Here is a 12,506-nt window from a genome sequence, read left to right as displayed (position 1 = left end):
TCGTTGTCAGCAGGAGGCGATCATACCGCCGCCATGGAGATCAATGTCTTGATGCCTTCAATGATCCGGGCTTCGTCGGCATCCTGCTTCATGACATCCATTCGGATCAGACCGGGTTTGTCCTTCAGCAATCCCGATCGGTTGAGATATTTTTCCACTTCGCTTTCGTCGCTGCTCATGCCGTGCCGGGCGACAGTGACGCCTACACGGTTGGCGTAACGCAGCATGCGTTCGATTTCCGGAAGGGTTTCCCTGCCGTCCGTATCCCAATCGTCTCCGTCCGTTCCATGGAAGACATAGATATTATAGTCCTTCACCAGATTCTCCTTATCGACGATCTCATTGACGAGGCGATAGGCGGCGGCGACTTTTGTGCCGCCGGCGACCCGGGTGTTGTAGTAGGTATAGAAATCGGACACCTCGACGGCATCGGTGTCGTGAAGGATAAATCGCGATTCCACCTGTTTTTCATACTGGTAGAGGAGCCAGCTGTAGATCAGAACGTGCTGGGAGACGATCAGCTCAGTGGGTTTTCCGGTCATGGATCCCGAGTAGTCTCTCAGGAAAAAGACCATGGCCTGGGATTCGTAGTCCTTTTCCCGGGAGAGAATTCGATAGATCCGGTCGGTGGGCGAGATCAGAAACCGGGTGGGGTCGATATCGGACACGTCCGGCAGATTCCCGAGATGGATATTGGTTTCCAGAATTTGCCGAAGCGTGGCCTTTTTGTCCAGATGCTGTCCAAACCCCCTGTTTCGATCGGTCATGTCGTAGGTGTATCGGGTGAGGGACCGCTTTTTACCTTTATCCTTGAGGTTGGGCAGCTCGAATTTCTCCGTCAGGATCCTGCCGAGGTCGTAGGCGCTCGATTCCATTTCGTGGGGGCCGCCGGCGCCTTCGCCGGGTCCGGCGCCGGCGCCTTCGGGCGAGCGAACGGGCTGTTCACCGATGACCTCACCTTCTTCCCCCTCTCCGGACCCGCCAGACTGCTCCTCCTCGTTGGGGACGCGAATAATGTCGTGGATGAATTTTTCCTCGACGGTGGTGGGGACGACGACAATCTTGTCCTTGCCGCCCTTGCCGGGTTTCACCAACCGTCCGATCCGGATCTTCCTCGGAAATCCGTCTTTTTCTCGAAGCTTGTCCCGTTCCAGGAGCTCGTCAAGGGATCTCAGACAGGTCGTGGCGCTTACATGGGGGGGCGTCATGTCCTGGAGTTCGAAGAGATCGGCATATTCATAAAGGGTGTCCCGACCGGGGGGAAATCCCCTGTTCGTTCGGGCCGGGGGATCGGAGGGCGTTTCGTGGGAAAGATCGCCGTTCAGTTCCCGGAGAATCCCATCCTCGCGATGGGGGGAGAGCCCCTTGGCTTTGAGCCGCTCGTAGTATGCCTTCAGTCGTTGTTCCATGATGGTTGTCCTGTCGTTGTTCCCTGCCGCCGCCTGTCGCGGATAAAGATTTGGTTAACAGCGAACTACTTTTCATCTTCCTGGGTGCAGAAGTATTCAATGGTTTTCTGGGCGCAGGTCATGCAGTAACCGAGCTTGTTCAGCATGGTGTCGACCATACGGTCGTATAGCTTCTGGTTCTCTTCATTGGTGCGGTTCGCGAGGGCCCCGATGAGACTGCCCGCACCGGCAATGTCGGATTTGAGTCGGACGTCGGTCACTGCCTTCACGAGTTCCAGGTTATCCATGAAGTCATAGTTGGGGTCGACGGTAATCTTCTGGCCGTAGATCTTGCGGATGGACGTCCTGAAACTCTCGCGGTGCTCCTCGGTTTTCAGTCCCAGGCGATCTTCCACGCTCTGGATGTAGCGTTCGTCGATCTTGAGCGCTTTGAGTTCCCTGGATTGGGGATCCTTGTATTTCCACATCTTGTCGGGGCCCAGATTTTCCGCATCGATGCCGATGATCATGTTGACGTAGTTCATGACGTCCTTTCGGATGGCCATGGGTTCGTCCATATAGGCATTGAACATCTCCGTCATGATCCGCTCGCGGTAAAGCCCTTTGGCAATCTTGAGGTCCTCCAGAAACTTGCTCCGGTCGTTGGCGTCCGATACGTAATCGAGGACGATACGCTCGAGGCACTTGAAGATATCATAAGCGAACATGCATTGGCCTTCGTTGGTCTCCGAACTCTCGATGAGGAGTTGAAGCGCCCGGCCGAGGTTTCGCTGACCGAGGCCTTTCTGACCGAACCGCTTGATGATGTCCGGATCCTGATTGAGGGTGTCGATGACCTCGGCAAGTGCCTTGATGCTTTTTTCGCCGGCCACCTCTCCCGCCGCCAGCTTCATCGTCTCGATGGGCGTCAGCTTTTCGGACCGGGGCAGCCGGGTGAGAACAACGCCCACCGATGTGGCATAGTTGAGGTTGGGGTCCTGATGAAGACTTTCGCGGCTCAAGGTGGTTTTGGCTTCGCTGCCGATGGAATAGGCGGTCAGTTCGCTCTGGAGTTTGTAGTTGGTGTTGTGGGAGACATAGCAGATGCGGCACCGATCGACGATGGGAGCTTCCTCCTTTTCCGCCAGAAACCGATTGAACTCGGAGTTGTTGCTGGTGGCGATGATAAGCGTATCGATGGGCCATTTGTAGCCGTCGATCTCGATGTTGCGGTTTTGGATGACCCCCAGATAGACCTGGACCAGGTCCTTCTTGTTCTTGTAGATCTCATCGCTGAAATGAATTCCGCCCCCCGCAACCCGAGCCAGTGCTCCCCTCCGCAGATCGAATCGGTAGGGATTGTTGGTGTCGGTGATGTGCAGGAGGCGCTGGATCGACTCCTCCCCTAAAAGATCCACCGCTGAAGAGGTGATTTTATCCTTGGCGGGATATTTGCCGGTGATGGTGCCGAGACTCTCCACCAGGGGGACGGGAATGATCTGAACGAAATCGAGCATTCGGTCCAGGTCGCCGTCGCAATAATTGCGGATGTCGTTCCAGATGTATCCGCTGCAGGCCCCCATGGGGCGGTAATTGTCATACAGCGTTTCGATCTCGTCATCCGAGAAACCGATTTCGCGCGATAGAAAGGCCCGGTTTTCATCCGGATCGTCAAAGAGGTTCATCCCCAGAATGACGGGATCCTCGTATGTCTGGGATTCAATGACGCTGATCCGACCGTAGCTTCCCAGCTGATCTATGTTCATGAAACGGAAGGTGTACTTTCGGTTTTCGGGTTTGGAAAGGAATTCACGGTATTTTGCACAGACAAAATCGACCAGGAAGGTCTTCCCGTTGCCCGGCTCCCCCACCAGGACATACGCCATCTCCTTGGAAGATCCGCCTTCAGCGGCATCTTTGACATAGGAGACAAAACTGTTGATTTCATCGTACATGCCGATAACATGCTTCTTCCCTGTCCTGAAGATATTGAAATCATATGTAGTTTTACCGTTGACCACGACTTTCTTGATTTCGTTGTCCAATATCATTCGGGCGACGCCCTGGAAGGCATTTTCGAAACGGCGGCTTCCCTCTTTGACCGCTGTAAGATGATGTCGGAGCGTGTTCTTGTCTGTACTCGCCATGATGTCCTCCTGTGTCTGGCGGATGGGGAGAGGGGCGACCAGAGATTCCCTTATCCGGATGGTTTTTTAAGGATCACTCTGCCGTCACCGAACCGGCAGATGCATGCAATCTAAGGAAAATAAAAGGAAAATAAGTTCTTATATTAATAGTATAATGGCAGGGAGATGGAATGCAACACAAAACTTCGGAAAGGAAAACCGTCGGATATTTTTTGACAAAAAACAGCAGCAGAAGTAGTATACTGAATATTTATACATGACCGAATCACGATGGTTCGGCGGTTTTGCCCGGACCATTTCCCCACACTCAGGACCGGTTCGAGATCGAGCCATTTTTGTTCTACCTCAATATGCATGGAAAGGTTGGCCGCAGGAATTCTCGGCGCATTTTGACGGGAAAATCGGGCAAAAGGGGCACGCCTCAGACAGGTCTTACAAAAGAGAGAGGCCCTTTTGGACGCTAACGACAAACGATACATCATCGGCATAGACCTGGGAACCACCAATTCCGCCGTCTCCTATGTGGACTTGGCGGCGGAGAACGGCGATTCGTCGCGAATCCGACTCTTCCAGATCCCCCAGTTGACCGGTGCGGGAGAATTTTCACGGCTGCCGGTGCTCCCCTCCTTTTTGTATATCCCCGGTGACTACGACATTTCCAAATCGGCCATCACTATCCCCTGGAAAACCGAGGACGACAATTTCGTAGGGGCCTTTTCCCGGGATCACGGTGCTTCGGTGCCGGCCCGATTGGTCTCCTCCGCGAAAAGCTGGCTCTGCCACGACAAGGCGGATCGGCACGCCAGGATTCTGCCCTGGGGCGCCGAAGCGGATGTAAACAAGGTATCTCCGGTGACGGCTACGGCCTATTTTTTGAAACACATCCGAAACGCCTGGAATCACGCCATGGGGGATGAGGTTGAACTGTACATGGAGAATCAGTTCGTCACCCTCACCGTTCCCGCTTCCTTTGACGAAGTGGCGCGGGATATGACCCTGGAGGCTTCGGCCCTGGCGGGCTTCGGCCCGGTAACGCTTCTGGAAGAGCCGTTGGCGGCCTTTTACAGTTGGTTGACGCGGCACGAAAAGGACTGGGACGATCATGTCAAACCGGATGAACTGATCCTGGTTTGCGATGTCGGCGGCGGAACGACGGACTTCACCCTCATCACCCTGAGAGAGGTGGACGGAAGTCCCCGTTTTGAAAGGATTGCCGTAGGGGATCATCTGATCCTTGGCGGCGACAACATCGATCTTGCCCTGGCACGGCACGCGGAGGCCGTGCTCTTCCGTAGGAAAACCAGGGGATCGCTCACAGGCGATCGATGGAAGATGCTGTGTCATCAATGCCGTCAGGCCAAGGAAATGCTTCTGGACGGTTTTGGGGAATCGCGGAAAATCACGCTCATGGGGAAGGGGCGGAAAGTCATCGGTGACGTCCTTACAACCGAGCTTGGGCGGAAGGAGGTCGAACACATTGTTCTGGAAGGGTTTTTCCCTGTCGTGGATCGAACGGACGAACGAAAGGCGATGTCGCGGAAAGGTATCACCGAGTTCGGCCTGCCCTATGAGCCGGAACCGGCGATCACCCGTCACATGGGCTGGTTTCTGGAGCATCACGGTGAGGATGTTATGAAGGCTCTCGGCCGAAACAGCCCTGCCCCGGACCTGATCCTGTTCAACGGCGGATCACTCAAGTCCCGGGTGATTCAGGATCGCATTCGGGAAGCGCTCCGACACTGGTTCGGGATATCCGACACAGCGCTGCCCCGGGTACTCGCGAATCCCAACCCCGACACGGCCGTCGCCCTGGGAGCGGCCTATTACGGACTGGTCAGGGCCGGTCGCGGGGTTCGGGTGGGGAGCGGCAGTGCGCGTGCGTATTACATGGGGGTACGAACGGATTCCCCTCGGCAGGAAGCGGTCTGCATTGTCGAGCGGGGGATGGACGAAGGGAGCCGCATCATTCTGGAGGACCGAACCTTTGAGGTGCTGACCAATCAGCCGGTCGGTTTCGAAGTGTTCAGCTCGAGCTTTCGTTCCGGAGACAAGGCGGGAGACCTTGTCGTGGTGGACGACACATTGACCCCCCTTCCACCGCTTCGGACTGTCATCCAGTTCGGCAAAAAGGGTGCGGAAAAATTGATTCCAGTCGATATCGAAGCGGAATATACCGAGGTTGGGACCTTGGGGATCTGGTGCCGATCCCGAATCAGTGATCACCGCTGGCAGCTTCGATTTCAGTTGCGGGATGCGGGGGCCGCCGCCGACGTTTCAGAGACGGAGGTTTTCGACGAATCGGTCGTGGATGCGGTGTGCCGAAAGATTGAAAATGCATTTTCAAGCGACGCCGACCCCAAGGCATTGACCGCTCTGGTGAAGGATATCGGCGGCATGATCGATCGGCCCCGGGATCAATGGCCCCTGACTCTCATCCGAAAGATGGCAGATGCACTGCTTGGCCGAGTTTCCGCAAGGGGCGCCAGACATCTGGCGGAGAGCCGTTGGCTCAATCTTCTGGGATACTGCCTGCGGCCGGGTATGGGGGACGGTTTCGACGAACATCGCATCAGGAAGCTCTGGAAAATTTACAAGGGCGGTCCCATTCATGGAAACAACCCTCAGGTCAGGTCCGAGTGGTGGATCATGTGGCGGCGGGTGGCCGGCGGACTCAAGCCTGGCCAACAGCGACAGTTCATTCAGGATTTGACGCCGGTAATGTTTCCGAAAAAGGAGGCCCGGGTCAGGGTGGCCCCTCAGGAGTATCTGGAGATATGGATGGCCGTTGCAAACATGGAACTCCTGCTTGTCAAGGATAAAATTAAATGGGGTCGTAAATTGCTTTCCGAGTTGAACGACCGAAAGGCGATGCCCCAGCATTTCTGGTCCCTTTCCCGCATGGGGGCCCGAGATCTCCTTTACGGCCCCGTCGATCGCGTCATCCCTCCCGACGAGGCTGCCCGCTGGATTGCCGCGGTTTTGGATCGGGACTGGCCGGATCCACGGTCTGCGCTCCTTGCAGCGGCCCAGATGTCTCGGAAAACCGGGGACCGTATACGGGACGTGGATGACGGAACGACTCGGCGAGTGATCGATGCCCTTGCTCGGAACGGGGCTTCGGCGGACGATCTCCGGCCCCTCAGGGAAGTCGTTCCCATGAAGCAGCAGGAAATCAACACGGTTTTCGGGGAAGCGCTGCCGTCGGGCATCGTTCTTCGTGCCGAAGGCTCGAAATGAACGGTTCGGATCGGAAAGCCTTTATGCCGTGAGGTCTGCGATGAAGTCTCCGATGACCCGGTGAACCCGGTGGGCGCCGTCGCCGGCGAGGATGACGTGTCGGTCGAAGTTGAACAGGATATACGTCTTGTTTTCGGAGCCGATGAGATCGAAGATTCGTTTCGATTCACCGGGGAAGGCAATAGGGTCCCGGTGGGAGTGGATCAGGAGGGCCGGAATATCGATACCCGGCAGCTTCTGATCCAGCCGCTCCATGAGTCGTTCGATTTCACGGATTCCCGATACCGGATTCCGGCTGTAGTTTGTAAGGGGGTTTTCCGGCAGGTTCTCGATGAATTCCTTTTCCCGATCCGCATTGCCCCGCACCCTTTTCACAAGCAGGTTCCAGAAGTCCAATGCCATATTTTTCATCAAGTAGGGATCATGCAGCCTTCGGGGAGGACAGACGGCAAAAACCCCCTGAACGCCTTCGTTCCGCGACACCAGATCCAGAGCCAGCGCCGCGCCGGTGGAAAATCCACCGACAACCACCCGTTTGCACAGGCTGCGGACAACGGCAAAGCCCGCATCGACGGCGTTGAGCCAGTCCGAGTAGGTACGCGTGGCCAGATCATCGGGTGAAGTGCCGTGTCCTCTGAGGCGTGCGACATAAACTGTTATGCCCTTGCTGCCGAGATACCCGGCGAGCTCCGCCATTTCAATGGGAGCCGACATGTATCCGTGGATCAGAAGAACGCCGATCCCGCTGCCTTTTCCTCTGACCAGATAGGGCATGCCGACCTCTTTAGGACGCGACTCGCCGTCCACGAAAAAGGTTTCATACTCCTGCTCGTAGAGCGACTCGGCCTGTCTGATCAGATAGGCTGCCGTGCGGCGCCTGATCCAGAATTCCGGTAAAAAGGCGATGGGTCGGATTTTACGCTGAAGTCGTTCCAACGGTTCCACCTCGTTGGCCATCACGGCAATCGGGTTGTCGACCCGAATCTGATGGAAGTTGAATATAGGGGTTGAAAAGGGTTTCTTTTTGACGAGATAGGGACCTTGACGAGCGAGAACACCCTTCGCGACGGCGATGGTGATAAAGTCGCCGAACTTGCCGTAACGGTCGTCGGTAAGAAGATGGACCTGATCAGTCTCAAAGCTGTGGTGGAAGAAGATCTCGAGGCCTTTCAGATTGAGCTGCGTCGCGAGAAACAGGCGGCGTTTCAGATCGTCGATGCGGATTCGTCGGAAAGGCATGTGGCGGATGATGGAGGCCGCCAGATGATCGTGATTCACGGTGGTCATCCGGTAAATGCTTCTCATGTAGCGTTCCATGATTTTCGCGGCCGATTTCCTGAGAATCTTTGCGGAAGGGATGGGATTGTCGAAGCTGATGTAACCCGGTGTTTCGATATCCCGTTGAACGGTGGGATGGTCGAGATAGATGCCGACATCGATGGGCGCACCGAACCGGATGTCGACGTCCACACCGGAAAGGAGCATGGACCCTTCGGTCATCAGCTCTTCCACGGCCCGTTCGTCCAGGTCCTCCACAAAGGTGACGGCTAGTCTGCTGAGCAGGTTTTCATGGGCGCGCAAGGGGTAATAGGTGATGTTGACGGGGACGATATAGGTCCGTCGTTCCATCATCGGCGCAAGGGCGTCGATTTCGAAGAGCGACATCAGGCGCCGGGCTTCTTCGGGCGATGTCGCGCCGATTTTCCCCATGCGCCGCCGGTAGAATTCGGTTCTGAGCGCCAGGCTGGCGGCACCGGTATGGGGCCGGTGTTTGCCTGTCTCGCTCAGGATCATGTAGCGGCCCCGGTGGACGATCTTCTTGTTTTTGACCATCCGACCTTCGGGGAAGATGATCCAGGCGGCGTCTCCCTTGAGCAGGGTTTTGAGGATCAGGCAGTCCCGATCCGGATCACGGGTGGAAATGGCGCCCACATAGTCCAGGTAGGTCTTGAGCCCTCCCTTGAAAAGAGCGGCGTCCGCCAGCGACCATACGGGAACGCCTCCCGTGAGTTTGTAGATATAGCTGGGGAGGATCATGGTTTCGATGCGTGTGAAGTGATTCACTGTAAAGATGATCGACCCTCTGGGAATGTTTTCCGTTCCGTGAACATGGATATTGGCCCTGGAGAGGCTGGAAAGGGTCTTGATGGCAAGGCCCGTTGTCAGGTATGCGAATCGATTCATGGGTTCATTGACATGTCGTGGCGATGGTAATCTATCAGGTTTCGATTGACATGGGCTTACGTTGGGATTATCGTATAACGCTTTGAATTAAAAATAAAGTACTTTCGGAGGTCATCCATGTATTCTAAGATATTGATTCTTCGCTTTCCACGCGAGGTCGCCCATAAGCCCATCGTTTGTCACCTGGTCAAGGATTACGATCTCATGTTCAATATCCTGAACGCTCAGGTCCTTCCCCGCAAGGAAGGCATTCTGGTGCTTGAGCTCTATGGCGAGAAAAAGAATTTCAAGTCCGGTGTGAGCTTTTTGAAAGATCAGGGCGTCAAGGTGACCAACGCCGATCAGGAGGTCAAACGGCTGGAGGAGCGATGCACCCATTGCGGCGCCTGTACGGCGGTTTGCCCCACCGGCGCCCTCCATATCCGGCGTCCGGAGATGCGTGTTGAATTTGAAGAACAAAAGTGCAGCGTCTGCGAGTTGTGCATCACCGCCTGTCCCACCCGTGCCATGAGGATCCGTCCCACCAATAAGATGTTTTTTGAATGAAACCCAGAACAGCCATCGCCATAAGCGGTGGGATCGACTCACTTGTGGCGGCAAGTCTTCTCCAGGAGCGTGGTCACCGCCTTATGGGTATCCATTTTTTTACCGGATATCAGGATCTCTCCATGGAACAGGTGCAGGGGGCGGCCCGACAGCTGAATATCCCTCTGGAAATCGTGGACGTCGGCGACCTGTTTCATCGGAGGGTGGTCGACTATTTCGTCACGACCTACCAAAAGGGGCTGACCCCCAATCCATGCCTCGTCTGCAACCCCGATGTCAAGTTTGGCGCCGTCATGACGATCGCCCGGCAGATGGGCGCCGATTGGATGGCTACGGGTCATTACGCCCGAATCCGGCGGTATCCGGACGGGACATGCCGTTTGTTCAAAGGCAGGGACAGCCGAAAGGACCAATCCTATTTCCTGGCGTTTCTGTCCCAGGTTCAGCTGTCGCGCGCCCTTTTCCCCCTGGGGAGCATGACCAAGACGGCGGTGCGGCGGTTGGGGGCTGAAAGAGGGCTTTCGCCGATCGAAGGCCGCGAGAGCCAGGATGTCTGTTTCATCAAGGGATCCTGCCGGAAATTTCTGGTGGAGCGGGGTGGGATCGAGCCTCGCCCGGGGCCGATTTCGGATGTGCACGGCCGGATCATCGGTACCCATTCGGGGCTTCATCAGTTCACTGTGGGGCAGCGCAAAGGCATCAACTGTCCGGCTTCGGAGCCTTATTACGTGATCGATACAGTTCCCGGGGAGAACCGTCTGGTGGTGGGGTTCAGGACCGAGATGGGCGTCTCCCGATGCCGTCTTTCCAGCATCCGATGGATTGGGCGTCCCCCTTCGGGGAGAATCCGTTTGAGGGCTCGAATCCGATATCGGCACCAGGCGGTGCCGGCAACGTTCGAACCGGATGACAGGGGTGGCGGAACGCTTCTTTTCGACGCGCCTGAACCGGCCGTAACCCCCGGTCAGGGTGCTGTTTTCTACAGAGAAAGCGAGGTGTTGGGGGGCGGTTGGATTGAGAGGTACCGTTGAAATCGTTTAAAATCATTACCCTGGGCTGCAAGGTCAATCAATGCGAATCCGAATCCCTGGGGGTTGCCCTCAGGGAGGCAGACTGGTGGCCGGCCCCTGAAGACTGGCCGGCAGGGCTTTGTATCATCAATACCTGCACTGTGACGGGAAAAGCTTCCATGCAGTCGCGCCAGGCCGTTCGCCAGGCCGTTCGAGCCAATCCCGGCGCTTTTATCGTCGTGACGGGCTGCTATGCCCAGACGGAAGCCGAAGCACTCAAGAAAATCGAAGGGGTCGATTTCATCGTGGGCCACGGCGACAAGCACCGCATCGCTGAGATTGTGGACGTTTATCTCAAGGACGCTTCGACGCCCCGGCGTTTCGAAACGGATGTGGATCCGGCGCCTGAATTTCAGGCGATGAAAACCCTCTCGCCCATGGTTCTCAGGCGTGATGTCGCGGACGCACGGGGATTCGATCCGATGCCTGCCGTTCCCAACGGCAACCGCACCCGGCCTTCGCTGAAGATCCAGGACGGCTGTGATGCCTTTTGCACCTACTGTATCGTGCCCTATGCCCGGGGCCGCAGTCGAAGCATGCCGCTTTCGGAGGTGATGGAGAGCATCGCAAGGCTTTCGGCGGCAGGGTACCGTGAGGTCGTCCTTTCCGGCATCCACCTGGGATGTTACGGACGGGATCTTGAGCCGTCTGCGGATCTTCCGACACTGCTCCGACGGATCGACGATGAAGCCGTCATCGATCGGGTCCGGTTGAGCTCCATCGAGCCCCTTGAGCTGTCCGCGGATATCGTGGACCGGGTGGCCGCTTCGGAGCGATTCTGCCCCCATTTTCATGTTCCGCTCCAGAGCGGGGATAACGGTGTCTTGCGTCGCATGCATCGGCCCTATACGCGAGACGTCTTCGAGAAGATAGTTGTGAGAATAGACGATGAAATCCCTCACGCCGCTATCGGCGCGGATGTGCTTATCGGGTTCCCCGGCGAGAGTGAGGCGGCTTTCAGAAATACCTATGAAACCGTGAAAAACCTGCCCATCAGCTATCTCCACGTCTTCCCTTTCTCGGCGAGAAAAGGCACTCCCGCCGCCCGTTATCCGGATCCGGTCCCGATCGATGCGATCAAGGACCGGTGTCGTCGCATGCGGGATCTGGGGAGTATTAAGCGCAAGGCGTTTTATCGGCGTTTTCTGGGACGGACCGTCACTGTTCTCGTGGAAAATGAGCGGGATGCTGAAACAGGGTTGTTGAAAGGGATGAGTTCAAATTATCTGAAGGTGATGCTGGAAGGGGGCGACGGTCTGAAAAACTGTATCGTACCCGTTGTTGTCGAACGGGTATGGCCGGGCAAGCTGGTATTCGGTCGTCTGATGAATGACCTGCCCCCTCGATAAACGCGTTTGTCTCAGGAATCTATTTTTCCTTCTCCTCGTCGTATCCCATTGGAACCGAATCAGCCGGCTGTTCCGGCGCCTTGCCCTCCGGCGCATCGCCCTGGGAAGCGCCGGGCTCGGTATCGGCCGCCGGCTTTGAAGGGCCTTTCGGGCCAAACATATTCGTTTCCGGGGTCTCGACCCTGAGATCCACCTCGTCCGCAGGTTCTATTTCCTGAGGGACGGGACCGAAGGGGTAGGGCTTCTGGGTTTCGCAAAGTGCGATGAAGCGCAACATCCTGTAGATGTATACCGTCAAGCGATGATTCAGGCTTTTGATGGCGCCGTTGGGCTGGGTCAGGATGATGAGCACGATGCCTTGAAGGAGCGTGAGAACGAGAAACGCAAAGGCGACCATGCCGGTAAGGATGGCGTAGAGGGCGGCGAAACAGAAATAGATCCCGATTTTTTTCCGGGCCAGGATGAAATTCAAGCATGCGTTCAACACGGCAAAAAGAACCGCTTTGACCTGATCCATGAGGATGCCTCCTTTTGTAGGTGTGATCGGTAAGAATGTGCATGGGAAATAACAGATTATCCCCAGAG

General features: G+C 56.2%; 8 protein-coding genes. 4 read left to right on the top strand and 4 right to left on the bottom strand.

Annotated features, from left to right (window positions below; translation table 11 throughout):
- Positions 1 to 20: 20 nt before the first annotated feature.
- Positions 21 to 1,409, bottom strand: coding sequence for a DUF444 family protein (locus dmul_RS11710; protein ID WP_020875197.1), 1,389 nt, complete (start codon positions 1,407 to 1,409; stop codon positions 21 to 23).
- A gap of 65 nt (positions 1,410 to 1,474) precedes the next feature.
- Positions 1,475 to 3,535 (bottom strand): serine protein kinase PrkA, encoded by a 2,061-nt coding sequence (locus dmul_RS11705; RefSeq protein ID WP_020875196.1) that lies wholly within the window; start codon positions 3,533 to 3,535, stop codon positions 1,475 to 1,477.
- A 453-nt stretch (positions 3,536 to 3,988) separates the two neighbouring features.
- Here dmul_RS11705 and dmul_RS11700 point away from each other — a divergent pair, with 453 nt between their 5' ends.
- Positions 3,989 to 6,772, top strand: coding sequence for an Hsp70 family protein (locus dmul_RS11700; protein ID WP_020875195.1), 2,784 nt, complete (start codon positions 3,989 to 3,991; stop codon positions 6,770 to 6,772).
- Positions 6,773 to 6,793: 21 nt separating this feature from the next.
- Here dmul_RS11700 and dmul_RS11695 read toward each other — a convergent pair whose 3' ends face one another.
- Positions 6,794 to 8,956 carry an alpha/beta fold hydrolase gene (locus dmul_RS11695; RefSeq protein ID WP_020875194.1) on the bottom strand — a complete coding sequence of 721 codons (2,163 nt, stop codon included), beginning with the start codon at positions 8,954 to 8,956 and terminating at the stop codon, positions 6,794 to 6,796.
- 117 nt (positions 8,957 to 9,073) lie between these two features.
- On the opposite strand from dmul_RS11695, the gene dmul_RS11690 reads away from it, so the two are divergent.
- Genes dmul_RS11690 through mtaB form a run of 3 tightly spaced genes read left to right on the top strand, consistent with a single transcriptional unit; the run spans position 9,074 to position 11,921 of the window.
- The gene (locus dmul_RS11690; protein ID WP_020875193.1) at positions 9,074 to 9,502 is read left to right on the top strand and encodes an NIL domain-containing protein; all 429 of its coding nucleotides are present in this window, start codon (positions 9,074 to 9,076) and stop codon (positions 9,500 to 9,502) included.
- The gene (gene mnmA / locus dmul_RS11685) at positions 9,499 to 10,533 is read left to right on the top strand and encodes a tRNA 2-thiouridine(34) synthase MnmA (RefSeq protein WP_020875192.1); all 1,035 of its coding nucleotides are present in this window, start codon (positions 9,499 to 9,501) and stop codon (positions 10,531 to 10,533) included. Before dmul_RS11690 ends, mnmA begins: the two co-directional genes overlap by 4 nt.
- Positions 10,530 to 11,921, top strand: a complete 1,392-nt coding sequence (mtaB, locus tag dmul_RS11680) for a tRNA (N(6)-L-threonylcarbamoyladenosine(37)-C(2))-methylthiotransferase MtaB (protein ID WP_020875191.1) — start codon at positions 10,530 to 10,532, stop codon at positions 11,919 to 11,921. Before mnmA ends, mtaB begins: the two co-directional genes overlap by 4 nt.
- Positions 11,922 to 11,940: 19 nt before the next feature.
- On the opposite strand, the gene dmul_RS11675 is transcribed toward mtaB, so the two are convergent.
- Positions 11,941 to 12,438: a DUF4389 domain-containing protein gene (locus dmul_RS11675; RefSeq protein ID WP_020875190.1), complete on the bottom strand. Its 498-nt coding sequence runs from the start codon at positions 12,436 to 12,438 to the stop codon at positions 11,941 to 11,943.
- Between the last annotated feature and the right edge of the window lie 68 nt (positions 12,439 to 12,506).

Source organism: Desulfococcus multivorans (assembly GCF_001854245.1).
Lineage (GTDB): Bacteria > Desulfobacterota > Desulfobacteria > Desulfobacterales > Desulfococcaceae > Desulfococcus > Desulfococcus multivorans.
The sequence above is the reverse complement of the archived record's forward strand: the minus strand, read 5'-3'. Positions and strand labels throughout refer to the sequence as shown.